Annotated in this window: 29 protein-coding genes, 1 tRNA gene and 1 pseudogene; 15 read left to right on the top strand and 16 right to left on the bottom strand. The window is 61.7% G+C overall.

The window, feature by feature from the left end:
• Positions 1-172: 172 nt before the first annotated feature.
• Entirely contained in the window at positions 173-2,389 is a 2,217-nt protein-coding gene (locus tag CCR96_RS06400; protein WP_201218966.1) for a polysaccharide deacetylase family protein, read from the top strand.
• 246 nt (positions 2,390-2,635) lie between these two features.
• Entirely contained in the window at positions 2,636-4,594 is a 1,959-nt protein-coding gene (locus tag CCR96_RS06395; RefSeq protein ID WP_201218965.1) for a tetratricopeptide repeat protein, read from the top strand.
• Positions 4,595-4,666: 72 nt separating this feature from the next.
• Here the strand turns inward: CCR96_RS06395 and CCR96_RS06390 are convergent, their stop codons facing one another.
• Positions 4,667-5,119: a NifB/NifX family molybdenum-iron cluster-binding protein gene (locus CCR96_RS06390; RefSeq protein WP_338035830.1), complete on the bottom strand. Its 453-nt coding sequence runs from the start codon at positions 5,117-5,119 to the stop codon at positions 4,667-4,669.
• 180 nt (positions 5,120-5,299) lie between these two features.
• Here CCR96_RS06390 and CCR96_RS06385 point away from each other — a divergent pair, with 180 nt between their 5' ends.
• Positions 5,300-6,256: a SphA family protein gene (locus CCR96_RS06385; RefSeq protein ID WP_201218964.1), complete on the top strand. Its 957-nt coding sequence runs from the start codon at positions 5,300-5,302 to the stop codon at positions 6,254-6,256.
• Positions 6,257-6,290: 34 nt separating this feature from the next.
• Here the strand turns inward: CCR96_RS06385 and CCR96_RS06380 are convergent, their stop codons facing one another.
• The 6 genes from CCR96_RS06380 to CCR96_RS06355 all read right to left on the bottom strand — a co-directional run bounded on the left by CCR96_RS06380 (position 6,291) and on the right by CCR96_RS06355 (position 8,421).
• Positions 6,291-6,884, bottom strand: a complete 594-nt coding sequence (locus CCR96_RS06380) for a hypothetical protein (protein WP_201218962.1) — start codon at positions 6,882-6,884, stop codon at positions 6,291-6,293.
• Between the two features lie 29 nt (positions 6,885-6,913).
• Positions 6,914-7,123 carry a hypothetical protein gene (locus tag CCR96_RS06375; RefSeq protein ID WP_201218960.1) on the bottom strand — a complete coding sequence of 70 codons (210 nt, stop codon included), beginning with the start codon at positions 7,121-7,123 and terminating at the stop codon, positions 6,914-6,916.
• Complete coding sequence (locus CCR96_RS06370; protein WP_201218958.1) at positions 7,120-7,413, bottom strand: BrnT family toxin; 294 nt, start codon at positions 7,411-7,413, stop codon at positions 7,120-7,122. The genes CCR96_RS06375 and CCR96_RS06370 overlap by 4 nt, the downstream gene beginning before the upstream one ends.
• 33 nt (positions 7,414-7,446) lie before the next feature.
• Positions 7,447-7,716 carry a DUF4357 domain-containing protein gene (locus CCR96_RS06365; protein ID WP_201218956.1) on the bottom strand — a complete coding sequence of 90 codons (270 nt, stop codon included), beginning with the start codon at positions 7,714-7,716 and terminating at the stop codon, positions 7,447-7,449.
• Positions 7,709-8,023 (bottom strand): hypothetical protein, encoded by a 315-nt coding sequence (locus tag CCR96_RS06360; protein WP_201218954.1) that lies wholly within the window; start codon positions 8,021-8,023, stop codon positions 7,709-7,711. The genes CCR96_RS06365 and CCR96_RS06360 overlap by 8 nt, the downstream gene beginning before the upstream one ends.
• A gap of 89 nt (positions 8,024-8,112) precedes the next feature.
• Entirely contained in the window at positions 8,113-8,421 is a 309-nt protein-coding gene (locus tag CCR96_RS06355; RefSeq protein ID WP_201218952.1) for a Tn3 family transposase, read from the bottom strand.
• Between the two features lie 299 nt (positions 8,422-8,720).
• On the opposite strand from CCR96_RS06355, the gene CCR96_RS06350 reads away from it, so the two are divergent.
• Complete coding sequence (locus CCR96_RS06350; RefSeq protein WP_201218950.1) at positions 8,721-9,248, top strand: hypothetical protein; 528 nt, start codon at positions 8,721-8,723, stop codon at positions 9,246-9,248.
• Between the two features lie 271 nt (positions 9,249-9,519).
• Here the strand turns inward: CCR96_RS06350 and CCR96_RS06345 are convergent.
• The 5 genes from CCR96_RS06345 to rpsU form a co-directional block, all read right to left on the bottom strand.
• Positions 9,520-9,595: transfer RNA gene (locus CCR96_RS06345), tRNA-Ile, on the bottom strand.
• An 80-nt stretch (positions 9,596-9,675) separates the two neighbouring features.
• Positions 9,676-11,493, bottom strand: coding sequence for an RNA polymerase sigma factor RpoD (gene rpoD, locus CCR96_RS06340; protein WP_201218949.1), 1,818 nt, complete (start codon positions 11,491-11,493; stop codon positions 9,676-9,678).
• Between the two features lie 134 nt (positions 11,494-11,627).
• Complete coding sequence (gene dnaG, locus CCR96_RS06335; RefSeq protein WP_201218947.1) at positions 11,628-13,349, bottom strand: DNA primase; 1,722 nt, start codon at positions 13,347-13,349, stop codon at positions 11,628-11,630.
• Between the two features lie 45 nt (positions 13,350-13,394).
• Positions 13,395-13,838 carry a GatB/YqeY domain-containing protein gene (locus tag CCR96_RS06330; RefSeq protein WP_201218945.1) on the bottom strand — a complete coding sequence of 148 codons (444 nt, stop codon included), beginning with the start codon at positions 13,836-13,838 and terminating at the stop codon, positions 13,395-13,397.
• A gap of 13 nt (positions 13,839-13,851) precedes the next feature.
• Entirely contained in the window at positions 13,852-14,067 is a 216-nt protein-coding gene (rpsU, locus tag CCR96_RS06325; protein WP_200249295.1) for a 30S ribosomal protein S21, read from the bottom strand.
• Between the two features lie 329 nt (positions 14,068-14,396).
• Here rpsU and tsaD point away from each other — a divergent pair, with 329 nt between their 5' ends.
• Entirely contained in the window at positions 14,397-15,434 is a 1,038-nt protein-coding gene (tsaD, locus tag CCR96_RS06320; protein WP_201218943.1) for a tRNA (adenosine(37)-N6)-threonylcarbamoyltransferase complex transferase subunit TsaD, read from the top strand.
• A gap of 98 nt (positions 15,435-15,532) precedes the next feature.
• Here the strand turns inward: tsaD and plsY are convergent, their stop codons facing one another.
• Positions 15,533-16,216, bottom strand: coding sequence for a glycerol-3-phosphate 1-O-acyltransferase PlsY (plsY, locus tag CCR96_RS06315; protein WP_201218941.1), 684 nt, complete (start codon positions 16,214-16,216; stop codon positions 15,533-15,535).
• A 177-nt stretch (positions 16,217-16,393) separates the two neighbouring features.
• Between plsY and folB the strand changes: the two are divergent.
• Together folB and CCR96_RS06305 are read left to right on the top strand one after the other, a co-directional pair.
• Positions 16,394-16,735: pseudogene (gene folB, locus CCR96_RS06310) on the top strand (dihydroneopterin aldolase); the annotation flags it as partial.
• Positions 16,736-16,888: 153 nt separating this feature from the next.
• On the top strand, positions 16,889-17,557 hold the full coding sequence (locus CCR96_RS06305) for a 2-amino-4-hydroxy-6-hydroxymethyldihydropteridine diphosphokinase (RefSeq protein ID WP_338035829.1): 669 nt from the start codon (positions 16,889-16,891) through the stop codon (positions 17,555-17,557).
• 60 nt (positions 17,558-17,617) lie between these two features.
• On the opposite strand, the gene CCR96_RS06300 is transcribed toward CCR96_RS06305, so the two are convergent.
• Complete coding sequence (locus CCR96_RS06300) at positions 17,618-19,924, bottom strand: PAS domain S-box protein (RefSeq protein ID WP_201218937.1); 2,307 nt, start codon at positions 19,922-19,924, stop codon at positions 17,618-17,620.
• A gap of 118 nt (positions 19,925-20,042) precedes the next feature.
• Positions 20,043-20,402, bottom strand: coding sequence for a late competence development ComFB family protein (locus CCR96_RS06295; RefSeq protein WP_338035828.1), 360 nt, complete (start codon positions 20,400-20,402; stop codon positions 20,043-20,045).
• Positions 20,403-20,682: 280 nt separating this feature from the next.
• Between CCR96_RS06295 and CCR96_RS06290 the strand changes: the two genes are divergently transcribed.
• A complete protein-coding gene (locus CCR96_RS06290) occupies positions 20,683-21,138 on the top strand; it encodes a bacteriohemerythrin (RefSeq protein ID WP_201218935.1) in 456 nt (151 codons plus the stop codon).
• On the opposite strand, the gene CCR96_RS06285 is transcribed toward CCR96_RS06290, so the two are convergent.
• The gene (locus CCR96_RS06285) at positions 21,068-21,331 is read right to left on the bottom strand and encodes a hypothetical protein (RefSeq protein WP_201218933.1); all 264 of its coding nucleotides are present in this window, start codon (positions 21,329-21,331) and stop codon (positions 21,068-21,070) included. The genes CCR96_RS06290 and CCR96_RS06285 overlap by 71 nt on opposite strands.
• A gap of 148 nt (positions 21,332-21,479) precedes the next feature.
• Between CCR96_RS06285 and CCR96_RS06280 the strand changes: the two genes are divergently transcribed.
• From CCR96_RS06280 to CCR96_RS06255, 7 genes are all read left to right on the top strand, one after another.
• Complete coding sequence (locus CCR96_RS06280) at positions 21,480-22,211, top strand: DUF4391 domain-containing protein (protein ID WP_201218931.1); 732 nt, start codon at positions 21,480-21,482, stop codon at positions 22,209-22,211.
• Positions 22,208-22,330, top strand: a complete 123-nt coding sequence (locus CCR96_RS25050) for a hypothetical protein (RefSeq protein WP_274601080.1) — start codon at positions 22,208-22,210, stop codon at positions 22,328-22,330. Before CCR96_RS06280 ends, CCR96_RS25050 begins: the two co-directional genes overlap by 4 nt.
• Complete coding sequence (locus CCR96_RS06275; RefSeq protein WP_201218929.1) at positions 22,327-22,566, top strand: hypothetical protein; 240 nt, start codon at positions 22,327-22,329, stop codon at positions 22,564-22,566. The genes CCR96_RS25050 and CCR96_RS06275 overlap by 4 nt, the downstream gene beginning before the upstream one ends.
• A gap of 294 nt (positions 22,567-22,860) precedes the next feature.
• On the top strand, positions 22,861-24,729 hold the full coding sequence (locus tag CCR96_RS06270; RefSeq protein ID WP_201218927.1) for a site-specific DNA-methyltransferase: 1,869 nt from the start codon (positions 22,861-22,863) through the stop codon (positions 24,727-24,729).
• Positions 24,730-24,735: 6 nt separating this feature from the next.
• Positions 24,736-24,960 (top strand): hypothetical protein, encoded by a 225-nt coding sequence (locus tag CCR96_RS06265; RefSeq protein ID WP_200249280.1) that lies wholly within the window; start codon positions 24,736-24,738, stop codon positions 24,958-24,960.
• A complete protein-coding gene (locus CCR96_RS06260) occupies positions 24,960-25,292 on the top strand; it encodes a hypothetical protein (RefSeq protein ID WP_201218925.1) in 333 nt (110 codons plus the stop codon). Before CCR96_RS06265 ends, CCR96_RS06260 begins: the two co-directional genes overlap by 1 nt.
• 88 nt (positions 25,293-25,380) lie before the next feature.
• Positions 25,381-25,626, top strand: a complete 246-nt coding sequence (locus tag CCR96_RS06255) for a type II toxin-antitoxin system Phd/YefM family antitoxin (RefSeq protein ID WP_201218923.1) — start codon at positions 25,381-25,383, stop codon at positions 25,624-25,626.
• Positions 25,627-25,646 lie beyond the last annotated feature (20 nt).

Genomic DNA, 25,646 nt, shown 5'->3' with positions numbered 1-25,646 from the left:
ACGCCATGGGATGAGCACAAGTCTTCCGCTGCGGTTGTCGTTTGTTGCGAAAGCCTCCTGTACTTGGCAGCATGGGTTGCACCGTCGCTTTGGCAACCAAAACCGTTCTCAGTCTCGGGTTGAAGCCTGAGTCTGAACGCGACAGATCCCATCGAGCCCAAGGATTCGAACCATGCCCGTCTTCAACCGTTTCCTCACCATCGAGTGTCCATCGCGACTCGAGATTGCCGCCGATGGCCGCTACCCGGCCTTCCGCGTGGCGTTCTCTGCCGATGGCGAGATCCCGTTCCCGCAGGTCATCGTGCGCGCGTCTGGCCGCGAGACGCTGATCAATGGCGAGGCGATCGTCGGCTCCGAGGAGGCCAGTGGCCGCTGGCATTACCAGGCGCTGGTGCCGGCTGGCAGCGCAGCGGCCGAGCGGCTCGATCTGCAGCTCGAGGGTTGTCGCCGCGCCGAGATCCAACAGGCCGGCGGTGGTGACTGGATCAAGACCTTCGCTGAGGTGCGGCTTGAGCATGCTGGCACCGAAGCCGGTAGCGCTCGACATGGCCAGGCAGGCTCAGCAGGGCATGGTGGCGCGGCGGAAGGCGCGGCTCGGACAGGCGCCAAGCAACGCTTGGCAAGCGCCGGGATTCAGCCCGCGCGGTCCAACGGCGCCGAGGTCAAGATCTACTTCGGCATCCACAAGCACATGCACCAGCCCTATTACGACACCACCAACCCCGACTATTGGGACGGCGAGAAGGATGAGATCTTCGGCTCGCGCGGCGGCAATTACACCGATTTCGTGCCGGCCGCGGTGCGCCAATATCGCGATGGCGGTCTCGCCCACGGCGGCCTGTCAACCAGTTGGAGCGGTACCCTGATCGAGCAGCTCGAGCGCTGCGCCGAGCTGGGCCGTTGCGGCGGACGGTTCAGCGGCTGGAACCAGGCGCTGCGCGAGATGGCCAGCGCCAAGACCGCGCTCGGCAATCCGCGGTTGGCCTTCTCGGCGTTCGGCTTCTACCACCCGCTGATGCCGCTGATCCCGCACCGCGACATCGTGCGCAACATCCGCTGGCATCGCGAACTGATCCAGCGCGTCTTTGGCGCCGAGGCCTCGCGCGTGCTGTTCCCTCCGGAGACGGCGTTTCATGTGCGCATGATCCCGGCGCTGGTCGAGGCCGGTATCGAGGCGGTGATCTATGACTCGATCCATCGCTTTCGCGCTTGCAAGGACTATCCCTACGCTGGGATCGAGGAGGGCATGCTACCGCCGAACCCGGCCGATCAAACCAATCCACCTGTCGACGATTGGCTGCAGTTGCACAACATCTGGGCGGCCTCGAAGATCAGCCCAAGCCTGCTACGACCTGAGTATGTCGGCTATGAAGACGCCGATGGCCGGCTGCACAAACTGATCGCCATCCCCGCCGAGCGCTACATCGGCAACGAGGATGCGCGCGGTGGCTTCGGCGCGCTGCAATATCCCGACGTGCTCGGTCAGCTCTACCAGCAGATCCTCGACACGGGCGCTTTCGATCCCAAGCATCCGCCGTTCTTCCTGCTGCATTCCGATGGCGACAACCACGGTGGTGGCGCCGATAGCTACTACCATCACAACACCAGCCAGCTGATCGACTGGCTCAAGCGTGACCCGCGCTTCGAGCTGACCACCGCCGAGGACTATCTGCAACGCTTCCCGCCCGATCCGACCCAGGTCATCCATATCGAGCCGGGCTCTTGGGCTGGCGCCGACAACGGCGACCCGCAGTTCATGAAATGGTTCAGTTGCTACGACCAGCCCTACTCGCCGGACCTGAACTCCTGGGCCGTGCTCACCGCGTTTCAGGATCAGGTGCACACGCTGGAAGACAGCCAGCCCGAGCATCCAGCGCTGGCCGAGGCGATACGCCTGCTGTTGACCGCCGAGACCAGTTGCTACTGGTATTGGACCGGGCAGACGGGTTGGGACCAGCAGGTGACCAATGCCGCCAATCTGGGCCTGAGCCGGATTGGCAAGGCGGTCGACGATCTGGTCTCCGCCGGCAAGGATCAGCGCGGCCCGACTATCTTCCCGCCTTGGGTCACGCCAGAGAATCCAGGCGGCAAGCGCTGGGGCCAGGGCTCCCTGCTCGATGCCCCGCGCGAGGCCCGGCTGCACAGCTTCGTCGCCGACTGTTCCGGGCTGAAGCGGGTCGAATTGGTGCTGCGGACCGAGGCCGGTGAGCAACGGCTGCCGATGCAGGATCATGGCCCCTATCCGTCGCAGACCGGCGCGACGCTGCGCGCGCATTACCTGACCGCTGAGCTGCCGGTCGGCGCCGGTGATCTGCGCTATTACATCGAGGCCGAGGATCAGCGCGGCAATCTCGCCCGCGGCAGCCTGGAGCGGATCTTCTTGGCCTAGTTGCGGTTTGCTTGGGCATTGACTGGTCGACGATACCCAGTCCGAGCCGATTCAGGTAGCCTTGCGTCCGTCCTGCCTGACCGCACTGCGGCGCACCGTCTTTTTTAGCAGTGATACCCATCAAGCTTTCCCTTCCACCGCGACGCGTCGTCGCTTGTCCTGCCGCTGATCTCCATGGCAAAAAAGATTCAATCATCCAAATCCAAATCCAAATCGAAGGCAAAGCGTGCATCGACGTCAACGTCGATGCCGTCGCCACGGCCGGAGCCCGCGCAACTGAAGGCGGTTGAGCGGCTGCTCAGTGCGCAAGACTACGCGTCGGCGATCCCGCGCATCGAGGGCTTGATCACGCGATTTCCCGATCATAGCGGCTTGCGACGGCTGCTGGTTGAGGCGCGGCAGCTTGGTCAGGGCGAGCAGTTTGCGGCGGTCGCCGCCTATGAATGGGCGCGGTGTCGGCCGAACAATCTGACCGCGCAACAGGAACTCCTCGGTTATGCGCTGCGCACCCGACACCTGATGCTGGCCGATCAGGTGGCCGCGCAGGTGCGGGCATTGGGCGGCGAGACCCCTGGTTTCCCGCTCGATGACGAGACCAAGGCCGACTGCTGCACCACCCCCGATGGGGGCCAAGCCGCTGAGCAGGAGATGATCCGCTTTGACATCGCTCACCTGTATATGAGCGGTTTGCAGTTTGAAGAGGCGGCGCAGCAGTTGCAGGGCCTCAACCTGCTGAGCGCCAAGAACAATCGCGCCATCTGTCTGTTCCATCTGCTGCAGATCGACCAGGCGATCGAAGCCTTCCATGAGGCCTGGCAAGACGATGCCGAGAACCTGCTTGCACTCGGCTGGCTGGTCCTGCTGCGGCTCTATCGCGGCGATCAAGATGGCGCCAGCGGACTCTGCGTGCCGCTGGCGGCAACCAGCCCGCGTCGCGCCGACGATGCCACCATGGCGCTGATCGTGCTGTTGCTGATGCAGCGACCGGCTGAGGCCTGGCAGTTCTACCAGCGGGTCATCGCGGCGACCTGGTGGGAGGGGGTCGACCAAGACCCAGGCGCGGCCTTGATCGTCCACCTGGGCGCCTGTGCGGCCGTGCAGCTGGGGCAGGGCGCCGAGGCGCGCACGCTGTGGCAACAGGTCGCACGGGCGTTTCCGAAGATGACGCCCGCTGATGAAAACCTGAGTCAGAGCGCGCTGTTTGGCGCCAATGCCGCTGCTGAGTCGGTACCGCCGCCCTCGATCATCGAGTTGCAGAACGCGTTGCCGGCGATGTTGCTGCAACGGATGCGCGGAGGGCACAAGCAGGCCCTCCAGGTCATCGACCGGTTCGACGCCTCCGCCGACTACCTCGACGCCCTGTATCGCTTCGGGAGCGAGCAATTACGGCAGGTCGTCCAGATCATTCTGGTGCGAAGGCTTGAGCGTCAAGACCGCGCGGCGGCCGATGTGCTGCGCGGCATTGTACGCTTGCCGACCGGTACCACCGAGGATCGCTATCAGCTGCTGAGCAGTCTGCGTGAGCATGGCATGCTCGGTGCGGACGAGGAGGTGGAGATCTGGGATGGCAGCAAGCTGATCAGGATCCGGATGTTCAGTATGGAGATCCACCGTGAACCCACCGACAGCGGGTTACCGCCGCACCTGGATGAACGGATGGAGCAGTCCATCATTGCCTATACCCAGGGTCGCTATCAGGAGGCGGAGGCTGATCTGTTAGCGATCTTGGCGGCTCGCCCTGATCATCCAGCAGCGCTCGGGAACCTGGCGGCGATCCGTGATGGCGAAGGCAACCATGAAGAAGCAACGCGGCTGCTCGAGCAGGCCCTTGCGGCGAATCCAGACTACCTGTTCGGGCGTTGCAGTCTCGCCCGGCAGCGGATCTTTGATGGTGATCTTGATGCCGCAGAGGCGCTTCTCGAGGGCCAGGGGCAGTTGCCACGCATCCATGCTCAAGACTTTCTCAATCTGCACGGCACCTTGGCGATGCTCGCCGCAGCCCGGGGTGACAGCGAGCGCGCTCGCCAAAGTCTCCGCGCCATCCAACCTGTTGTTGCCGACCCCGACGCCGACGCCGACGAGCGACGCCGCTTCAACGATATCCGCCGCTCGCTGATCTCGGTGTCCAAGGATGAGGCGTTCAAACAGGAGCTGTCGCGTGAGATGTTCATGCCCTTGTTTGAGGGCCGATCTGCTGGGCGTTAACCTGAAGCCCGCAGGAGTCATCTAGCCGGGTGGCCGGCTCGCCGCCCGCGGGTCAGCCACAATTAGCCGCCGTCAGTGACCGTGGCCATGTGCAACACTCTCGGCACAGGGGGCTGCACCCTGCAGACCCTCGTTGAGATAGGCCTGTAGCGCCTGATGCACGCTGCCTACGGCACCGGTGGCGGTCTGCACGCCGGCCTGTTCAAAGAAGGCGATGGCGCGACCACCCATGCCGCCGCTGATCATCACCTCAGCGCCCTGCTCATGGATGAATGCCGGGATCTGTCCGGGCTCGTGCGACTCGGCAAAGGGGTTCGCGATCACCTCGGTCGTAGTGACCGCGGCATTCTCGACCTCGGCCAGCACAAAGTAAGGCGCATGCCCAAAATGCTGCGCGACAGGGCTCTCCAGTCCGGCGTCGGTTTCAGCGGTAATGGCGATCTTCATCGGGGTCTCGTCTCCAGCTTGGTTTGTGAGCAATCGAATGCCGATCACTGGGGCCTGAGCCTCCGGAGTCGTGATCATCCGGGGCCTGATCAGTGCCTGAACGGCATCGATTATTGACTGACTGGAGGCGAGTCGGCGCTGATGATTCGCAGCGGATGCTGCGCTAGCGCAAAACTGCATCAATCCGCTGTAGCGCGCCACGATCGCTCTGTGGCTTGATAGCGACGGCAAATAAACAACAAAGAGGCTGTCAATACGATGCGTCAACGTCACCTTGCCGGCGGTTTCATCTTCGCCCTGCTGCTGAGCCAGCCCGTGGCGGCCTATGATCTGCCGTCGCTCAATCTAGGCTTCACCAGCTTTCTCGATGGCGCGCCGCCCTCGGGTCCGGGCTGGTATGCACAGCAATACGTGCAGTTCTATCGCACCGCCCGACTCAAGGACGCCGATGGCGACAATGCCTTGATTCCGACTCCGCAAGGACCGCGCACCGCCGAGGTCGACGCCAACATCGGCATCACCCAACTGATCTATCAATCCGACCAACCGCTACTCTTCAACGGCAAGTGGGGCCTAAACCTGATGTTGCCCTATGCCAGCCTGGAGCTTGATCCGGATAACGGCCCGATCCAGGCCAGCAGTGCCAACCTTGGCGACTTGCTCGTGGGACCATTCCTGCAGTGGGACCCGATCATGGGGCCGAATGGGCCGCGCTTCATGCAGCGGGTTGAACTGCAGATGCTGTTACCGACTGGCGACTATGATGCTGATAAGGCGATCAACCCGGGCAGTAACGTCTTCTCGTTCAATCCCTACTGGGCCGCGACCTTCTTCGCGACGCCCAAATGGACCCTCTCCTGGCGCCTGCATTACCTCTGGAATGCCGAGAACAAGGACCCCTTCCGCCTGCTCGGCGTCGATGACAGCCAAGCCGGACAGGCCATTCATCTCAACTTCGCCAGCGCCTACGAGGTGATCCCGCAACGACTGCGTCTCGGCCTCAACGGCTACTATCTGAAAGAGATTACCGACAAGCGTCTCGACGGCAGGCGCATCAGCGACAGCAAAGAACAGGTGCTCGGTCTCGGGCCGGGCTTGGTCTACCACCTCTCCAAGCACGACCACCTCTTCTTCAACGCCTACTGGGAGACCGAGGCCGAGAACCGGCCCGAGGGAGGGCGCTTCAATCTGCGCTACGTGCATCACTTCCATTAGGAGCCTCAAACAGCTGCTTGCCGGCCGCTTTGGCTCAATCCCAGACTGGGCCGAGGAGCGCATCAAAAAGGCTAAAGGGTGCTCGGCTTCGACATCGATCCTGCCTGCGAATGTCCCGACCTTGGACACGCGCCTTGATGGTATCGCGCTGCGTGCGGGTGAAGACACCCTGGTGCATGATCCCTGAGCGTTGGGAACCGGCGTAGATCCCAATCTGCTCATCGGGAATCTCAGCCGTGAGCTGCTCCGCGAGCCAGTAGACCGAGTCGAAATATTGGCTGAAGATGATGCAGCCCAGCTCACGCCAGCCGTGATCGAGGAGTTGCGCGCGCACGATCTGGTATTTGGGATCGCGCTCTTGGTTGGCTTCCAGCGCGCGGAGGAAGCGCTCCAAGACAGTCCGCTCTTCACCGGTGAGGGCGCGCAGTTGTTCGAGCGATCCATCGTCGTCCTCATCGTCCTCCAGGGCGGTCCATTCGGAGAGTATCTTCTCGACAGTCTTGCGCCCGGCTTCGATGGTGCTGCCGACGCGGCGCAGCAAGAGCGTGCTAAAGAAGCCGGCCTTGGCCCGCTCGGCAAGGAAGCTTTCCTCGAATCGATGGCGGCGGGGGGAGAAGCGGTTGATCATGCGGATGCTTACAACCGCACCCGATGTGACTAATCCACCAGCTGCTGGGAGATCTCGATATCCTTCCTCACCAGGGCGTTCACAACCTCGTTCAGCGACCGGGGGTTCTGCCTGGTGCGGAGTCTCCTGATGAAATAGTCCCGATTGTCCTGGTCCAGATAGATCGGGATCTCCAATGCTTCCAGTGGCCTGTAGAACTTGCCTTGTTCCGCGCCGGTAAAGTCATATTCATCTTTCATGTTGGACACCGTTGACGATACGCCTGTTGTTCCCGTTTCGTCGCTTTGCGGGCACTGATGATCCTGACAAACTCCACGCCGTCTTCGTCTTCGAAGGTATGCACGACGACAAGAATCACCTCGTTGAGCGACTGTCCAAGCAGCACCCAGCGATCTTCACCCTCTGAGTGCTCCGGATCGTAGAGATTCAGTGCAAAAGGATCGGAAAACACATAGGACGCCTGCTCAAAGGTAACGCCGTGCTTTTGGAGGTTGGCACGTTCCTTCCTTGGGTCCCACTCGAATTTCATCGACTCACCTCCCTAGGCAGCGCTAAGTTCTGGTCATTGCCGCTTTGGCTGCTGCTTCTTCAAGCCCCAGTAGATCCATCCGTTCGTCGATTTGCCGGTGAGACTGGCGGCGGCAGCGGACAGCGACGAAAAGGTCTCGCTGCCCACGCGCACTGTCAGGGTACCGGCCTGCTCGTCGGCCTGCAGCACCACCGCTTCGTACGTCTCACCGGTCTTGCGCGAGGCATGCGTCAGGCGATCGCCCGGTTTCGGCCAGGTCTTGCCGTCTTTAGCCATGACTTCCCCCTTGGATTTGTTAGACATAATCGTTCTCAACCGCCCCTGCAAGCAGCCGGGCGGCCTCTGCATCGGTTTGCCAGTGCGCGATGCTCAGCTTGCCGATGAAGCTCAGCATGGCGGCGAGATTCTCCCGTTGCGCCGAATAGTCGGCAAGCTCGGTCTTGAGGTAGGTGAGGCCGACCTTGGTGTCGTCGCGATTGGCGCTCTGATAGACCGCGAAGAGCGCGTGGCGCAACAGGGATGAGCCAAAGCTGTCGGTGCTCCAATCGCGCCGTTTGAACTCGGTCGCGGTCCTGAGCCGGGTCTGGTTGGCGCGGCCACTGTGCAGCATGAAGCGATAATCCCGTACCCCGAAACCCCGGGCGAACTCCTGAAAGACGCCGCTGCGGGTGTCGCCGTGGGACTCGACATCGAGGCATTTCAGGTAGAGCTTCTTCTCCGGCGAGAGTCGCTTCCACAGCTGGGGGTCGATCCTAGGATTGGCAGTGATCTTGGCTGCAGCGGTGCAGGCAGATCCTCCATATCGACGTCATATTGTCCGAAGCGCCGGAGATGCTCTGGGAGGATGGGATCGGTTCTCGCAACCAGCTCTTGGGTGACCGGCAAACCCTCCTCGACCATGTTCGCGAGGACATCCGTCAGATCGACGATGTTGTGCAGCATGACGGCATTGGCGACCAGGTCCATGTATTTCACCTGCTTGAGCTGCCACCCCTTGCGTACCGACAAGGCCCCCAACACCCTCAGACCTTGGCCCCCAATGGCCCCCAAACGGGTGCAGTGTCGCCATGGGGCCAAGGGTGCCCCTGCAAAACAGGTGCACAACTACCCGTGTTAGCCTGTGGATAACCCGTTGATCGAAATCAGCCGCCTTTTATCCACAGATCATGCACAGCATCCATGCCCAATAGCACCGCCTTTATGCTTTCAGCAACCTGCTGTCATGCAATCGGTTTTATGCCATTAGGCGACTTATTCACGCCGCTTATTATCATTACGAATGACATATAAAAACTTTGATAATAAGCTTGAGCACAGGTCCCACGTCGATGCTTGATCCAGCCCTGATCCGCTACGTCACTGATCCGACCGAAGCCGCCCGCCGCGCCGCCCAGCTGGCAACCGAGGCCGTGCTAGGCGTCGGTATCGAAACCTACCCTGCAGCCGCCTATCGAGATCGCCCGGGTGCTGCCCTCGATCCGCAGACAGCCAAGATCAGGTTGCTACAGGTGGCCGCCCTCGATGGCCGGGTGGCCCTGTTTGATCTGCAGCAGGTGCCCCTCGATGCCCTAGCCCTGCTCAGTGCAACCCCATGGGCCACCTTTCGTGCCCGAAGTCAAGCAGGGGCCAAGCTGGGCGGCTGTGCACTAGGAACAGCACGGGTCCTTCTGGCGCAGAAAACGACCGAGGGTATTTCCGGATCGCGGTGTTCCGGTAGATTCAGCCCGCTCAGGGCCGCGATTGCCCTGCTGCAGCTGTCCGGGCTAGGCCGTGCCATGGCTGCTGCACAATCGCCGCGATCGGGGCAGGCTGCTGCCGCTGCTGGGGGTGACTGAGTGCCGCCGCCCGTGGGTGACAGTAGGTGACACCTGATCGAGAGCAGTTTCCGCCCGCAGCTGGCTACCTTGATCCTGAATTACTGCGATCTGGACAGGGCATGCCAAGGGGCAACGAGGGGCAGCTGTAACGGCAGATTCGCCTACAGGCCCCGTCATTGCTGGGCTGGTGCCGTTTTCACAGGGGACACTACAGGGGACACTAAGGGACGCGAAAGGGGCTAATCTGGGCGACTGACGCGCCGCTATGCGAAGATAAGTCTTTATTAAATGGTGGGCCGTGTAGGATTCGAACCTACGACCAAGGGATTATGAGTCCCCTGCTCTAACCGCTGAGCTAACGGCCCAGGAATTGATGCGGCAGCTTGAGCATTGCCGCAGGGCGCGTCCCTGCGCGGTTGGCGAGCTAAGTCAATCAGTATAAAGATCAGTCGGCGTCGAGGAAGCTGCGGAGCTTTTCGGAGCGGGTGGGGTGGCGCAGCTTGCGTAGGGCCTTGGCCTCGATCTGGCGGATGCGCTCGCGGGTGACGTCGAATTGCTTGCCGACCTCTTCGAGGGTGTGGTCGGTGTTCATGTCGATGCCGAAGCGCATGCGTAGCACCTTGGCCTCGCGTGAGGTGAGGCTGGCGAGCATGTTCTGGGTGGCCTCGCGTAGCCCCTCGGAGGTAGCCGAGTCGACCGGCGAGATGACCGCGGCATCCTCGATGAAATCGCCGAGATGGCTGTCTTCGTCGTCGCCAATCGGTGTCTCCATCGAGATCGGCTCTTTGGCGATCTTGAGCACCTTGCGCACCTTGTCCTCCGGCATCTCCATGCGCTCGGCCAGTTCTTCCGGCGTGGCTTCGCGGCCCATCTCTTGCACCATCTGGCGGCTGATGCGGTTCAGCTTGTTGATGGTCTCGATCATGTGCACCGGGATGCGGATGGTGCGTGCCTGGTCGGCGATTGAGCGGGTGATGGCCTGGCGAATCCACCAGGTCGCATAGGTCGAGAATTTGTAGCCGCGGCGGTATTCGAACTTGTCGACTGCCTTCATCAGGCCGATGTTGCCTTCTTGGATCAGGTCGAGGAACTGCAGGCCGCGGTTGGTGTATTTCTTCGCGATGCTGATCACCAGGCGCAGGTTGGCCTCGACCATCTCTTTCTTGGCGCGGCGGGCCTTGGCCTCGCCGATCGACATCTTGCGATTGGTCTCCTTGATCTCGCCGATGGTGAGCAGGTTAGTCCGTTCGAGTTCCTGCAGCCGGCGCTGCGCGCGACGCACCTCACCTTCGACGTCGGCGAGGCGCTTGGCCCAGTTGGCGCTGTTCGCCATCTGGTCGTCGATCCAGTCGAGGTTGGTCTCGTTTTCCGGGAATGAGTCGATAAAGGCCTTGCGTGGCATGCCGGCGCCGTCGACGCAGAGGCCCATGATCTGACGTTCTTGCGAGCGGATGCGCTCGATGGTCTCGCGCAGCATCTCGACCAATCGGTTGAAGATGCCGGCGACCAGCTTGAACTGCAGGAAATCCTCAGAGACCTGAGCAAGCGCGGTCTGCGTCTCGGGATGGTCGCGACCATGCTGTTCGAGCAGTTCGGCGAACACCTGATAATGGCTGCGTAGCTCGCCGACGCGACGCGCGACCTCTTCCGGGTCAGGTCCGGTATCGACGACCTCTTCTTCATCGTCATCATCGTCGTCGTCATCGGACGTGCTGCTGTTCTTGATGGTCGGCTCAGGGACCAGGTCGTCATCCTCGCGGAAGCCGCTGATGACCTCGGTGAGGCGCATCTCGCCCTGTTCGGCCTTCTCGAAGAGATCGAGCAGTTCTTGAATGGTTCGAGGGTAGACCGAGAGGGCCGCTAGAACCTGGTTGAGCCCTTCCTCGATCCGCTTGGCGATGCGCAGCTCGCCTTCGCGCGTCAGGAGTTCAACGGTGCCCATCTCGCGCATGTACATGCGCACGGGGTCGGTGGTACGTCCGAATTCGCTATCGACCGAGGCCAGTGCAGCGGCAGCGGCCTCGGCCGCTTCGTCATCGGCGATGGCCGAATCGTTGCTCAGGTCATCGATCTCCGCTGGGGCCGTTTCATGGACAGTGATGCCCATGTCGTTGATCATGCGGACGATGTCTTCGATCTGTTCCGCCTCGACGATGCCGGGCGGCAGGTGGTCATTGACCTCGGTGTAGGTCAAGAACCCCTGTTCTTTGCCTTTTGCGATCAGCTGCTTGAGCTGGGACGACTGCTGCTTTTCTTGGTCCATGCAGATACCCGTACGGCGAAGTCGAGATGGAGTGCGGGGCTTGGAGGCGGGGAAGGGATAGAAGCCGCGTTCAAGCAACACACCAGTATATCAGAGGAGCGTTGGTTTTTCCAGTCTTGGAGCTGCAAGCCGGTCTAGACGTGGAGCTTGATGGTGCGTTGCAGCTGCTCGCGCTCCTCCATCGTGAGGCCCTCGGTACTTGCTTTGGACAATAGGCGCTGGCGCAACAGAGACAGTCCATCGCGATTCAAGCGTCTGATCGCACCGACGAGCTCTTCCTGCCTCCCTTCTTGGGGAATATGGGCAAGCAGGGCAGAATTCGAGAGTCTTGACACGATTGCAGCCTGCTCGCGATCGCGCCAATGCTCGCAGAGGATGGCGGGACTGATGTCCGGGCGTTCGCTGATCAGCTCGAGCAGTTCGGCGAGCAGCCGCACGCCGGGGCTGTCGATCTCGCGCCATGCGTTTGGCTCGGCCAGCGCAAGCGGGGCGAGCGTTGGATCATCGAGCAGCAGCGCAATGGCCATCCGCATCGGGTTCAGTTGAGTTGGCGCTTGCGCGACGGCGCGGCGCGGGCCGAGGCGTCGGCGCGCCACGCTGGGAACGCCGGTGAGCTTGGCCAGACGCCGATCGAGCAGGTTGCGGAAGGTGCCTGCCGGCACCTTGCTGAGCAGGGGGCGGGCGGCGGCATCAAGGCTGGCGCGGCCTTCGTCGCTGGTCAGGTCGCGTTCGGCCTGTAGGTGCTGGAACAGGAAATCGGACAACAGCGTCGACTGTTGCAGCCGCTGCTCGAAGGCTGCCGTGCCCTCCTGTCGGATCAGGCTATCGGGGTCTTCGCCCTCGGGCAGGAAGAGAAAGCGGATCGGGGTTTGGCCGGTGGCCAGTGGCAGTGCATGCTCGAGCGCCTTCCAGGCGGCGGCGCGTCCGGCGCGGTCGCCGTCGAAGCAGAACACCAGTTCAGGGGCGCTGCGCAAGAGCCGGGTCAGATGCTCGGGGGTGGTGGCGGTGCCGAGCGTCGCGACTGCATAGGAGACGCCGAACTGGGCTAGGGCGATAACATCCATGTAGCCCTCGACCACGAGCAGGCGCGGCTGTTGGCGGCTCGCCTGCTGTGCCTCGAACAGGCCATAGAGTTCCCGGCCCTTATGAAAGACCAGGCTTTCGGGCGAGTTCAGATATTTTGGCTCGCCGTCGTCGAGCACGCGGCCACCGAAGCCGATGACGCGGCCGCGGCGATCGCGGATCGGGAACATGACGCGGTCGCGAAAGCGATCGTAGCGACGGTTGTCGCGCTCGATGATGAGTCCGGCGCGCTCGAGCAGCGTCTGAGACTCGGGGCGCTGACCCAGTTGTCTGAGCAGAAAATCCCAGCCTGGCGGGGCGAAGCCGAGTCCGAAGCGGGTGGCGATCTCGCTGCTGAGTCCGCGCCCGCGCAGATAGTCGCTGGCACGGTGCGCTTGCGGATGCTCGCGGAGCTGTCGTCTGAACAGCGCGGCGGCCTGCTCGAGGATCTGGTAGAGGGGTCTAGGGTCAGGGCCGGTGGCTGCGCTGTCGGCCGCTGTGGGCATCTCGAGGCCAACATGCTGAGCGAGTTCTTCGAGCGCCTCGCGGAATTCGAGGCGGTCGTACTCGATCAGGAAGTCGATGGCGTTGCCGTGCGCGCCGCAGCCAAAGCAGTGGTAGGTCTGCCGACTTGGCGTGACGGTGAAAGAGGGGGTTTTTTCGTTGTGAAAAGGGCAGAGGCCTTTGAGGAGGCTGCCCGCCTTCTTGAGCTGCACGCGGGCGCCGACGATGTCGGCGATATCGACGCGATCGAGAAGGCGTTCCTTGAAGTCTGGGGAAAACTGACCGGCCATCGTCTCCACGCCTGGGGCAGGCGCGGCGATCGCCTTTGCGACGCCTCAGCCCGCGAGTTTTGCCTTGATCGTGGCGCTGACGGCGGCCATGTCGGCGCGACCCTGCAGCTTCGGCTTGAGCGCTGCCATCACCTTGCCCATGTCTTTCATACCGGCAGCGCCAGTGTCGGCGATGGCGGTCGCGATGAGCGTGGCGATCTCGTCCTCACTCAGCGCGGCAGGCATGTACTCCTGACAGACCTGGATCTCGAAGCGCTCTTGCGCCGCCAGATCCTCGCGCCCGGCATCCTGATACTGGGCGACCGAGTCTCGACGCTGCTTGAGCATCTTGTCGAGCACGACGAGTACCTGGGTGTCGTCAAGCTCGATGCGCTCGTCGACCTCACGCTGCTTGATGGCGGCGTTGATCAGCCGGATGACGCCAAGTCGTGGCTTGTCGCCGGCCTTCATCGCCGCCTTCATATCGGCTTGTAAACGCGCTTTCAACATCGGGCGATCGCCCTTAGTAGGTCCGTTCCCAGCGCCGCGCCTCGCGCGACAACTTCTTGTGGTGGCGCTTCACGGCTGCCGCCTTCTTGCGCTTGCGCTCGCTGGTCGGCTTTTCGTAGAACTCGCGACGACGGACTTCGGCGAGGACGCCGGCCTTTTCGCACGAGCGTTTGAAGCGACGCAGGGCCACCTCGAAGGGTTCGTTATCTTTAACGCGGACGCTGGGCATGTAGACTCCCGTTGCTATGTCCAGTGGATGGGATCAGTCTGATTGCGTCCGATTGCCTGCTTCGGTCGCTGCCCGGGCGGACAGGAGCGATGGGACGCGATGATCGGTTAAACTGCTAATCAACCAGGATAGCCGTTGAGTGCAGGTTGATGCAACCTGTGAATGAGACAAATGATGTAAATCGCACTGAGGCAAGTTGGAGTCGCACCCGCGAACGCCAGCCAGCGCGTCTGCTTACGGCCCCGTTTGCGGCCCCGTTTGCGGCCCCGTTTGCCGCCCCGTTTGTAGCCTCAGTGCCCAGAACAGACAGCGTTTAGGAGCTAAAGCCGATGCGTGTGCTCGGGATCGAGACCTCCTGCGACGAGACCGGCGTCGCGCTCTACGAAGGCGGCCCTGGTGGCGCCGGGCTGCTCGCGCATGCGGTCTACAGCCAGATCGAGCTGCATGCCGACTATGGCGGGGTGGTGCCGGAGCTGGCCTCGCGGGATCATATCCGCAAGCTGCTGCCGCTGATCGAGCAGGTGCTGGATGAGGCGGCGATGACCGCGGCTGATGTGCAAGGCATCGCCTACACGGCCGGGCCAGGGCTGGTCGGCGCCCTGCTGGTGGGCGCGGCGCTCGGGCGCAGTCTCGCTTGGGCCTGGGGCGTGCCGGCGGTTGCCGTTCATCACATGGAGGGCCATCTGCTGGCGCCGCTGCTGGAAGACCCAGCACCGGCTTTCCCCTTTGTTGCGCTCTTGGTCTCCGGCGGCCACACGCAGTTGGTCGATGTCCAGGCCATCGGCCGTTACCGCATCCTCGGTGAGTCGGTCGACGATGCGGCCGGTGAGGCCTTCGACAAGACAGCGAAGATCCTCGGGCTGCCTTATCCCGGCGGTCCAGCGCTGGCGCGGCTGGCCGAGCAGGGCGATCCGACTCGGTATCGGTTTCCGCGGCCGATGACCGATCGCCCGGGGCTCGATTTTAGTTTCAGCGGGCTCAAGACCTTTGCGCTGAATGCCTGGCAGAAGGAACAGGCTGAGCGCGCCGATACCGAGCAGGCACGAGCCGACATCGCCCGTGCCTTCGAGGAGGCGGTGGTCGAGACCTTGCTGATCAAATGTCGACGGGCGGTGGAGGCGGCAGGCGCTCAGCGGTTGATTATGTCAGGTGGTGTCAGCGCTAACCGCCGACTGCGCGCGCGCATGGACGAGCAGATGGGCGCACGCGGGGTTGCGGTTTTCTATCCGCGCGCGGCGCTCTGTACCGATAACGGCGCGATGATTGCGTTCGCCGGCCATGAGCGTTTGGTGGCTGGCCAACAGGAGTCCTTGGCCTTTGGCGCGCGGCCGCGCTGGGCGCTTGATGAATTGCCCGCGCTGTCTTAAGCGATTGTTTGAAGGCGCTAAAGGCCTATCCTCTGCTTCCCGCTTCCCGATTGTGACCGGACAGTGGTTAGCAAGTCAGGGATTCGCTGATGACGCGTCTAGGTCTTGCCCGCGCTGTCGGTCTCGCTGCCGGGCTCATCGGCACCGATGCGACCTTCGGTGCCGGAGATCAGGTTGCGGATGTTGCTGCGGTGGCGCCAGAACAGGACCAGCGTCATCAAGGTCTGCATGCCGACCAGGACAGCGGTGCCGCTCTCGGAGTGCAGCGGCCAGAGTAGCCAGACCAGCAGCGGCGCCGCTGCCATTGACACTAGCGCCGAGGCCGACGAGACCTTGAGCACCTTGGCGACGAAGAGCCAGATGGCGGCAACGGCGGCGCCGATCGGCAGGAACAATCCGAACTGAACGCCTAGCGCGGTGGCCACGCCCTTACCACCCTTGAAGCCAAAGAAGACCGGGTAGAGGTGGCCGAAGAAGGCGGCGAGCGCGACCGCCGCGAGGAGCCAGGCACTGGAAGCGACCAGGCCGATGGCGCCGAACAGATGGGTGGCGAACATCGGCAGAAAGCCCTTGAGGCTATCGCCGAACAGGGTAATGGCAGCGGCCTTGCGCGCTTTCGGGCCGCCGATGCGCAACACATTGGTTGCGCCGGGATTGCCCGAGCCCTGGGTGCGCGGGTCGGGCAGGCCCATGAGGCGGCAGACGATGATCGCGCTCGAGATCGAGCCGAGCAGGTAGGCGCCGATGACCAGTAGCGTGTTGGAGAGGAGTAGTGCGTCCATGGAGCGGCATTTGACGGGTTCGGGATGGCTGCGGTCAAGCCTTGCGCGGGCCGAACGCGAGTGCATACGCGATCGGTGGCTTGCAAATACTGATCAGGGCGCCAGAATGCCTGCCATGATTCGATGGCGCAGCGGAGCGCGGACAACAAGCGGACAACAATAGGGGGCACCAAAGGCATGGATATCGTTTTCATCAAGGGGCTGCGGATCGAGACCGTCATCGGCATCTATGACTGGGAGAAGGCGATTCGGCAGCCGGTCGTGCTCGACATCGAGATGGGCACGGATGTGCGACGCGGCGCCATCAGCGACAAGATCGATGATGCGCTGGATTACAAGGCCGTCTCGAAGCGGCTCAAGCAGTTTGTCGGCGAGTCTCGCTTCGAGCTGGTTGAGACGCTGGCTGAGCGCTGTGCGGCGATCATCCTGAACGAGTTCTCGGTGCCCTGGGTACGCCTGAGCTTGAACAAGGTTGGCGCGGTGACAGATGCTGAAGGGGTGGGCGTGATCATCGAGCGAGAAGGCGCGTCGGAGGCGATGGGCGCTCGGTCCGATGCTGCCAACGATGGCGCTGGTATCGCCGATGATGAGCGCGAATCGGCTCCGAGCATGAGTGCGCAATAGGGCGCGGCGCATGTCCATGGTGTGTCGCCAGGCCGGAGCATGAATCGCGTGAGATTCCCGGTAATCCGCCGCTGCTGGATCAGCCTGGGTAGCAACCTGGAGCGGGAGGCTTCTATCCGCGGTGGGGTTCAGGGGCTGCGTCAAGCCTTCGGCCCGCTGATCCTGTCGCCGGTCTATGAGACCGAGGCGGTCGGGTTTGACGGCAGTCCCTTTCTGAACCTCGTCGCTGGAATCGAGACAGCGCTGAGGGTGGGCGAGATCCGAGCCCTACTGCGTCGCATCGAAGCCGAGCACGGCCGTGAGCGGAGTAGGGAGCCTGAAGGCGAGCGAGCAGCTGAGCGAACAGATAAGCGCACAGGCGTGCGAACATGCGAGCAAGCAGGCGAGCAAGCAGGCGAGCGCTTCGCGCCACGCACCCTCGACCTTGACCTGCTGACCTACGGCGATCTTGTCGGTGAGATCGACGGCTATCGCCTGCCGCGTGAAGAGATCCTGCACTATGCCTTCGTCCTCGGGCCGCTGGCCGATGTCGCGCCTGATGAGCGGCATCCGATCGATGGGCGTTGTTATGCGGAGCTTTGGCGGCAGCTGCTGGCACAACTTCGAGACGCGCATCAGGCTCAGCTCGACACCGCACCAGCGCAAGCCTCAGCAGGCAAGTCAGTCAGCGGTTGGTCACCACTGCGTCGGATCGAGTTAGCGCTTGGCGAGAGCTGAGGTGCTGCTCATGCGCCTCGCGCAGCACCCGCATGCCCGATGCTAAAGTGCCGTTGAGGTTCACGCCGGTGCCGGGTCCTCGTGTCCCTTAGCGTTGTCGCAGCCCCCCCGGATCGCCTCCAGCAGGGTTTCCAAGGCGCAGCCTTTAGCCAGATAGGCACTGGCTCCGGCCTCGCGCATGGCCGCCTCGACGGAGGCGTCAGTATGCATCGAGAGTCCAATCACACGGGTCTGTGGGTGCGCCGCGCGGATCTGGCGGGTGGCCTCAATGCCATCCATCCCGGCCCCCAGGTTGACATCCATCAGCACCACGTCGGGGGCCAGCTGCGCAGCAGCGTGGATCGCCTCCGGACCGTCGCTGGCCTGGCCCACCACCTTGATGTCGTGCTCAACGTCGAACAGGCTGACCAGCCCCTCGCGCAACACCGGGTGGTCATCGACCACCAACAACCGGCACGACCGCGGGTGGCGGAAGCGCAGTGTCGGTGCGTTGTCGACAGCGTGCGCCGCTGTCGACAGCTCGCTCGCCGGCCGTTGGGCCGGGGCCGCGATGCGCAGCGTCACCCGGGTGCCCTGTCCGGGGGCGCTCTCGATGGTCATCGTCCCGCCCAGATGCGCCAGGCGCTCGCGGATGCTGAACAGCCCAAAGCCGGTCTCATCGAGCGGGCGGGCCTGCACCTGCGCAGGGTCAAAGCCCTGGCCCTGATCGCGCACCTGGATCTCGATCCTGTCCGCGTCGGGACGGCGCAGTACCACCTCGGCCTCGCCGACGCCGGCGTACTTGACCACATTGAGCAGCAACTCTCGCACGGCCTCAAACAGCATGAAGCGCAAGTCGGTGCTGGCCGGCTCGGCACCGGGCTCGGCGCGCAGCTTGAGCACAAACTGCTGCTGCTTGCGCAGCCGGGCGCCAAGCCAGTGCAGCGCCCCGATCAGCCCGGTCTCATCGAGCACCGGCGGGCTGAGCTCCACGCTCAGGGTGCGCGCCGCCACCAACATCTCGTTGAGGATCTCGCTCAGGCTCTGGGCGCTCTCGCGCAGGCTCACGCGTCGCTCGCCGACATCGCTGCGCGTGAGCGTGCTGACTTGGATGCTCGCCGCCACGATCAGCTGTTGCAGATGGTCGTGCACGAGCCCGGCCAGGCGCTTGCGCTCGCGCAGCTCCGCCTGGCTCAGCTCGCTGGCCAGCTGGCGCAGCTGCGCCTGGCTCTCCTGCAACGCCTGCTCGGTCTGTTTGTGCTCGGTGATGTCCTGAACGACACCGATCAGCTTGCGCGGCTCGGCCGCGGCACAGGGGTAATGGCGACCCGCGGCCCAGATCCAGCGGATGGCGCCGTCGCTGCGCTGAATGCGGCAAGTGAAGCTCCAGTCGCGCTTGGCCGCGGTCGCCTCGCGAAAGCAGCGATCCACCTCGGCTCGGTCTTCCGGGACCACGTGCTCCAGGAACATCTCATAGGTCCAGCGCGGCAGCAGATGGTCGTAACCGAAGATGCGATCGTGCTCGAGCGAGCGATGCGCTGTGTGGTCGATCAGATCGAGATCCCAAGTGCCGGTATGACTGGTCTCCAAGGCGAAGGTCAGGCGTGCCTCGCTCTCCGAGAGCGCTGCCTCGGCACGCTTGCGCGCGGTCATGTCGCGCAGGATCTTGACATAGCCGCTCAGGCCAGTGTCGGCGTCGTGCAGCGCGCTGAGGATGCCCAGCGCCCAGAACAGCTCGCCGTCTTTGCGCAGGTGCCAGCGCTCGTCCTCGGCGCGGCCCTGCGCGCGCGCGGTCTCAAGCTCGCTCTCGGGAGCGCCCTGTTGGCGCTCCTCGGCGGTGAAGATGAAGCCGAAGTACTGCCCGAGCACCTCGCTCTCGCGGTAGCCGAGCACGTGCTCGGCGGCCTGGTTCCAGCTGGTCACCCGACCGTCGAGGTCGAGGGTGAAGATGGCATGGTCCTGCAAGTGCTTCACCAGCGTGCTAAAACGCGTCTCGATGGCCCGCCGCTCTGACGCCAGCCGGCGCTGCTCGGTCACATCTTCAATCGCCAGCAGGATCAGCTCACTGCCGGCCTGGCGCAGCCGACGGGCGTTGAGCCGCATCACCTTGGGGCCGATACCAGGGAAGGCGTGCGTCACCTCAAGGTCATTGAATACCTGGTGCTTGGGCAGGATGTCCTCAAGCAGGCGGCGCAGGTGGGGGATGTTCCACTGCCCATTGCCCAGGTCGTGGAGCAAGCACCCCTCGGTCTGCTCAGGGGCAACCTGGAAGAGATGGTAGAAGGCGCGGTTGGCCTGCCGCACCCGTAGGTCGGCATCCAAGATCAGCAAGGGTTCGCGCACCGTCTCGACGATGCTGTGGGCCAACGCCTGTGCGTCCTCGTCCATCGCCGGCCTCCTCTGTTTTCTCATGCGGGAGCACCTACGCTAAAGATAGCGCAACCTGCCCGGATTGATACCCTGCTCGGTGTCGCCTGCTACTTGATTGTGCTTTCCATGGCCGCTGCTATCTGCGCTGACCACCGTCAGCGATCACGCGTTCCGCCGCTTTGCGGGTTTCCCCTGCCACCCGTTCGCGCATGCGTTCACGTTCTCCCGGGGTCAGGAAAAATGCCATATCAACCTCATGACGGATATAGCGGGCGGGAAGGTTATTCAGCGCCAAGCAGGCGATATCGGCGAGCAGGTCATCATCTGTGATATCCAGTTCAGGTGCCAGATCATCAATCAGATGGTCAACAACCAGTTGCTCATAGTAATTGCGAATAGACTGAAAGCTCATATCCTCAGTGCTCTTTTTCGTTTGCTTGTTACTGATCGCATTGCGTCCAGAGTCGACGCCAAACCCTAGCGCTGCCGTCGTCACCCCTCCCTCTTCGCTGTCGCCATGTCCCGTCCCCTGATAAGCACAATCTGGCCGCGGCAGCTGCGAAGTCCCTCGCTAAAAATAACACTCCAACGCCCGCTGAGCGACGCTGCCGCGCCCGGCTGCATGCTCTTCTTCGCAAATAATGCGCCGCCCCAGCGTTTGCGCCTTGCTGCATAATGTTGCTGTCATAGACGCTTGTGTCCTCGTTGCCGCTGTCGTGCTGCTTGCGCCCAAGGCCTGCGCGCGGCGGTGGTTGATCTCAGATCCGGAGTGTGTGATGCCTTTGCTGCAGTGGGACGATCGCTTCAGTGTGCAGGTCGATTCGATCGATGCCGAGCACAAGAAGCTCATCGCTATGATCAACGCCTTGCACGACGCCATGCGTCAGCAGCGCAGCCGCGCGGTGCAGCAGCGTGTGATCAATGGCCTGGTGAGCTATACCCGCATCCATTTCGTCAATGAGGAGCGGCTCTTCGTCGCGCATGGCTATCCCGATGCTGCGGCGCATAAGCAAGAGCACGCTCGCTTTATCTTCAAGGTCAAGGCCTTCCAGGATGATTTCGAGCGCGGCAAGTTGGGCCTCTCGATCGACCTGATGAACTTCCTCAGCGACTGGCTGCGTGACCACATCATGGAGAGCGATCAACGCTACAGCGCCTATCTCACCGCTCAGGAGCCGCCGACGTCATCGCCAACGGCGCCGCCTCCAGCTGGCCTTGCCAGTGCTCGGTGACGCGGTAGTTGGTGAACCAGAGCAGCTTACGCGTTGGTGTGCCGAGCTTGCCGGTACGGGCCACCCCACCGAAAGGCAACTCCTCCAGCACCAGCGTGACAGCTCTCAAGCGTTGCAGCCACTCCCGTTCCGGGCTCGATCTGTGCAGTACCTTGCCTGTAACGCCAATCGTCGCTTCCTGGGCTAGCGTCATGGAGGCTCCAGCATGAAGCTCCTCGGCAAGAGGAGCAGGACATTGAGAGCCTGTTCGGCGGTGGCCGCACCACCGCGCTCACCACCACCATGCAGGGGCTCGACGACTTCGAGCTGATCGCCTTTCTCGTCATCGAAGGGGGCGACGCATGACGCTCTATGCGTGGCCAGACGCCGCGGCATTCGGCCGCGTGGTCCCGAAGGCCAAGCTCTATGAGCACGCCAGCGCCAACCGGGCGCTGAAGGAAGGCTTCGTGCGCGAGGTCGAACAGATCCTCTGGTCGCACAAGCTGGCCCCCGAGACCATCAACCTGGCGGCGACGGATGCCGTGGCCGAGATCCAAGTGTTTCGTATCGTCCAGAAGACGGCGGTGCTGGACCGGGAGCTGCTGCGCGCGATCGACAAGGCGATTCCCTTTCCGCTGATCTTTGAGCTGTCCCATGGCGAGCGGATCAAGCTGGCGGCTGCTTGGAAACGGCCCAGCGAAGCCGACCGCACGCGCTGGGTCATCGGCGACTATTTCGAGACGGAGTGGTTGCCCGGGGAGACGCTCCGCGAACCGTTACCGGTCGCGACGAATCTCGGGGCACTCTACGAGCGGCTGCTGAGCCCGCTGGTGGAGCGGCAGGTGTCCGGAGCAGGCTCGGGCGCTGCGACGGGTGTGGCCGAGGCCCCGGAAGGCTATGCTGATCAGATAACGCGCGCCGAGGCGGTGTCGCTTGGGGCGCGTATCGCACAGGCCGAGGCCGTCAAGGCGAAGACCCGCGAGGTCGAGCGTATCAAAGCGCAGCTGGCACGCGAGAAGCAGTTCAACAAACGCGTCGCTATCAATGCTGAGCTGCGTGCGGCCAAGCAGGAACTTGAGGGACTGATCAGATGAAATCAGATGCGATTCAGCGGCTAGATGGCCACATTGACGCGCCTAGCCAACCTGTGGACGATGCAAAGTCTTACCAAGAAAAAGAAGTGGCGCAGAAAATTCGAGAAGCAAAACAATGAAAGAAAGTGCAAAATACTTAAAAATTGTTGAATGGTCGGATGAAGATCAATGCTTTATCGGCCAATGCCCAGGTGTGATCGGCCCCTGCTGTCATGGGGAAGATGAAAAAGAGGTTTATTCAGAGCTTTGTGAGATCGTAGAGGAATGGTTCGATTTGTGGAAAAGAGAAGGAAAACCATTGCCGCCCTCAACTTATGGTAAAGGCGTCGTACAAAAATTAGCAGAGGTTGCCTAACGAGTTGCTTGAAGCGATGCCGGTTACGCGCTCGTCCAACTGGTTCTGGCGGGCTTTGCGTTCACCCATGACCCTCAAGAGCCGCTTAGCCATGCGCGCGGGGAGACTTTCAGACGACCATAATGCACGCCATTAAGTTCTGCGAAACAACAGGTTGCGTACCCAAGAAACCATTTTCGTGGCGTTACGAAAATGGTCAAGCTAGGCAGCGCGGCCGAACGCGCCTTTGATTCAATCCTAGCCCGCTATGCCTGCTATCGAACCGAGTTAAGCAACCGGATTGAGGAAAGAGACATGGACAAACTGAAAATGCACAGCCCCGACCTGAGCCAAGACAACATCGCGAAGCTCCGCGAGTTGTTCCCCGGCTGTGTGACTGAGGCGCGCGATGAAGCGACGGGAAAGCTGCGTTTGGCGGTGGATTTCGATCAGCTCAAGCAGGAGTTGAGCGACCATGTCGTGGAGGGGCCGCAGGAGCGGTATCGGTTGGATTGGCCGGGTAAGCGGGAAGCGTTGGCTGCAGCCAATGCTCCAATTGCGAAAACTTTACGGCTTGATGAGGGAGAAAGTGTCCGCTTTCATTCAACTGAGAACCTATTTATCGAAGGAGATAATCTTGAGGCTCTAAAGATACTACAGGAGCCATTTCTTGGTGAAGTACAGTTAATATTTATCGACCCACCCTACAATACTGGTAATGATTTCGTCTATGACGATGATTTTTCGAAATCAGCAGAAGAGTTTCTCATCAAGTCGCTACAAGCTGATGACATCGGCAACCGCATGGTCGCGAATCTAGAGTCTAATGGCCGTTTTCATTCGGATTGGCTATCGATGATCTATTCGCGCCTCAAGGTTGCAAGAAACTTGCTATCAAAAACTGGATTCATCTGTGTTTCAATCGACGATGGCGAGTCAGCAAATCTCAAGAAAGTCATGAATGAAATTTTCGGCGAAGAGAATTTTGTCGCGACTCTTGCGTGGCAAAAGAGATACGTCGCAAATGTTACAGCGCGACACATATCAGACATGCACGACTTTATACACGTCTATTCTAAGAGTGCTGCAGATGCGAAGGTTCAGAAGTGGCCACTGACGGAGGAACAACTCCAAGCGTATAAAAATCCGGACAATGATCCTAGAGGGAGATGGCGAGCACAAGATTTGTCAGCGAGTAAGCCTTACCAAGCGGGTCTTTTCACGATTTTTAGAAATGGACAGGAGTTTAGGCCTCCACCTAATCGTTACTGGCGCTGCAATGAGGCGCAATTCAACGAATGGGTAAGGGAGGAGCGGATATGGTGGGGTGTCGATGGTTCTGCTCGCCCAATGCTTAAGTCGTATTTGGAGGAAAAAGAGGCAACGACAACACCGCATACATGGTGGGATTATGAAAAGGCGGGGCACAACAAGGAGGCAACTCTTGAGATGAAGGAACTCTTCGACGGTGCTTCCCCTTTCGATACACCTAAACCCGTTCGCCTCATGAGACGCCTTCTGGAGACGTTCGGTAACGGTGGCGTTGTGATTGACTTTTTTGCCGGTTCATCAAGCTTTGCTCATGCTGTACTGGAGAGCAATGCAGAGAAAAACTTAGGATTTAAATTCATTCAAGTACAGTGGCCTGAAAAGCTGAAGAGACAAAACGACCTCGCCGGAACAACATTCACGAATATTGCTCAGATCTCTCGGGAGCGCATCCGCCGAGCCGGCAAAAAGATCCTCGAAGGCGAATGCCACCCCGACTGGAACCGAGATGTTGGCTTTCGCGTCCTCAAGGTCGACACCTCAAACATGAAGGACGTCTACTACCGCCCCGACGAGGTCAAACAGTCCGACCTGCTCGACATGGTCGACAACGTCAAGGAGGACCGCAGCGATGAAGACCTGCTGTTCCAGGTGCTGGTCGACTGGGGCGTGGACCTGACCCTACCGATCCGCCGCGAGACCCTGCAGGGCAAGACGGTGTTCTTCGTCGACGACAACGCTCTGGTCGCCTGTTTCGAGCGCGGCGTGACCGAGGAGCTGGTCAAGGAGCTGGCCGGCCATGAGCCCCTGCGCGTCGTCTTCCGCGATAACGGCTTCGTCTCGGATGCGGTGAAGATCAACGTCGAACAGATCTTCCGCCAGCTCTCGCCGGTCACCGAGGTCAAGGCGCTTTGAATCGGCATGTCTGAGCCGCTGACTAAGGCGTTGATCTCAGGCTCGCGTGTCATCGCAAAGGGCCGGCGTATCCGCGACGTGGATCGGCTGGTCGCGACCTACGGTGGGGTGGCCTCGAAGTGGGTCAAGAAGAGCAGCCCGCATGTCGAGTATCAGGGCGATACCTATGAGTATCACTGGTACGAGCATCAAGGCTTGGGACGATTTGAAATCAAGATGAAGAGGCTCTGATGGCGATGATTGTTCGTCTGAAAACGACACACCCCGAGTATCCAGATCTTTCTGCGAACCAACCGTACTTCGTGATTGGGATCGAGGCCGACGATTTTCGGATACTCAACGATGCCGGCAAGCCTTACCTGTACCCACACACGCTGTTCGATGTAATCGATGCCGAGCAGCCAGCCGACTGGGTCGCCGAGCTGGGTGAGGACGGCGAGCAGTATGCTTATCCTGCAGCCTTAAATGCGCCAGGGTTTTTCGAGGATTTCTTCGATCAGAAGCCCGAGCAAACCGCGATCTTCTGGCATGAGCTGAACAAGGTGCTGTCGCATGCGGCGTGACTTGACTCGGAACGGAATCCAGCGCACCAGACCGCTTCCATCCGACGCGTTGTCAGCGACCCCACCCAAATCATACCGGAGCGTTCCGATGCAGCAAGTCAGTGTGCATGAGGCCGAAACCCAGTTGTCCAAGTTGATCGAACAGGCCAGCCAGGGCGATGAGATCTTGATCGTCGAGGGCGGCGTGCCGATTGCGCGACTCAGTGCCATCGGGCCGTCTCGGGTGGGCCGTCGGTTCGGCGCCATGGCCGGACGCGCACGGGTTGATGAGCGCTTCTTCGAGCCGTTGCCCGAGGATGAGTTGCGCGCGTGGGAGCTGAAACGATGCAGCTAACCAAGCAAGGAGCATATCCA

The organism is Halochromatium roseum, assembly GCF_016653315.1.
GTDB lineage: Bacteria > Pseudomonadota > Gammaproteobacteria > Chromatiales > Chromatiaceae > Lamprobacter > Lamprobacter roseus.
The sequence above is the reverse complement of the archived record's forward strand: the minus strand, read 5'-3'. Positions and strand labels throughout refer to the sequence as shown.

Bases quoted from the DNA above. Each gene is read 5' to 3' on its own strand.
- CCR96_RS06280 (WP_201218931.1), top strand. From the start codon at position 21,480: ATGACGCTCTATGCGTGGCCAGACGCCGCGGCATTCGGCCGCGTGGTC.
- CCR96_RS06275 (WP_201218929.1), top strand. From the start codon at position 22,327: ATGAAAGAAAGTGCAAAATACTTAAAAATTGTTGAATGGTCGGATGAA.
- CCR96_RS06365 (WP_201218956.1), bottom strand. From the start codon at position 7,716: ATGTCTAACAAATCCAAGGGGGAAGTCATGGCTAAAGACGGCAAGACC.
- CCR96_RS06370 (WP_201218958.1), bottom strand. From the start codon at position 7,413: ATGAAATTCGAGTGGGACCCAAGGAAGGAACGTGCCAACCTCCAAAAG.
- CCR96_RS06265 (WP_200249280.1), top strand. From the start codon at position 24,736: ATGTCTGAGCCGCTGACTAAGGCGTTGATCTCAGGCTCGCGTGTCATC.
- CCR96_RS25050 (WP_274601080.1), top strand. From the start codon at position 22,208: ATGAAATCAGATGCGATTCAGCGGCTAGATGGCCACATTGACGCGCCT.
- rpoD (WP_201218949.1), bottom strand. From the start codon at position 11,493: ATGGACCAAGAAAAGCAGCAGTCGTCCCAGCTCAAGCAGCTGATCGCA.
- dnaG (WP_201218947.1), bottom strand. From the start codon at position 13,349: ATGGCCGGTCAGTTTTCCCCAGACTTCAAGGAACGCCTTCTCGATCGC.
- CCR96_RS06395 (WP_201218965.1), top strand. From the start codon at position 2,636: ATGCCGTCGCCACGGCCGGAGCCCGCGCAACTGAAGGCGGTTGAGCGG.
- CCR96_RS06385 (WP_201218964.1), top strand. From the start codon at position 5,300: ATGCGTCAACGTCACCTTGCCGGCGGTTTCATCTTCGCCCTGCTGCTG.
- tsaD (WP_201218943.1), top strand. From the start codon at position 14,397: ATGCGTGTGCTCGGGATCGAGACCTCCTGCGACGAGACCGGCGTCGCG.
- rpsU (WP_200249295.1), bottom strand. From the start codon at position 14,067: ATGCCCAGCGTCCGCGTTAAAGATAACGAACCCTTCGAGGTGGCCCTG.
- CCR96_RS06285 (WP_201218933.1), bottom strand. From the start codon at position 21,331: ATGACGCTAGCCCAGGAAGCGACGATTGGCGTTACAGGCAAGGTACTG.
- CCR96_RS06260 (WP_201218925.1), top strand. From the start codon at position 24,960: ATGGCGATGATTGTTCGTCTGAAAACGACACACCCCGAGTATCCAGAT.
- CCR96_RS06330 (WP_201218945.1), bottom strand. From the start codon at position 13,838: ATGTTGAAAGCGCGTTTACAAGCCGATATGAAGGCGGCGATGAAGGCC.
- CCR96_RS06255 (WP_201218923.1), top strand. From the start codon at position 25,381: ATGCAGCAAGTCAGTGTGCATGAGGCCGAAACCCAGTTGTCCAAGTTG.
- CCR96_RS06380 (WP_201218962.1), bottom strand. From the start codon at position 6,884: ATGATCAACCGCTTCTCCCCCCGCCGCCATCGATTCGAGGAAAGCTTC.
- CCR96_RS06400 (WP_201218966.1), top strand. From the start codon at position 173: ATGCCCGTCTTCAACCGTTTCCTCACCATCGAGTGTCCATCGCGACTC.
- plsY (WP_201218941.1), bottom strand. From the start codon at position 16,216: ATGGACGCACTACTCCTCTCCAACACGCTACTGGTCATCGGCGCCTAC.
- CCR96_RS06375 (WP_201218960.1), bottom strand. From the start codon at position 7,123: ATGAAAGATGAATATGACTTTACCGGCGCGGAACAAGGCAAGTTCTAC.
- CCR96_RS06300 (WP_201218937.1), bottom strand. From the start codon at position 19,924: ATGGACGAGGACGCACAGGCGTTGGCCCACAGCATCGTCGAGACGGTG.
- CCR96_RS06390 (WP_338035830.1), bottom strand. From the start codon at position 5,119: ATGATCACGACTCCGGAGGCTCAGGCCCCAGTGATCGGCATTCGATTG.
- CCR96_RS06290 (WP_201218935.1), top strand. From the start codon at position 20,683: ATGCCTTTGCTGCAGTGGGACGATCGCTTCAGTGTGCAGGTCGATTCG.
- CCR96_RS06270 (WP_201218927.1), top strand. From the start codon at position 22,861: ATGGACAAACTGAAAATGCACAGCCCCGACCTGAGCCAAGACAACATC.
- CCR96_RS06360 (WP_201218954.1), bottom strand. From the start codon at position 8,023: ATGCTGCACAGTGGCCGCGCCAACCAGACCCGGCTCAGGACCGCGACC.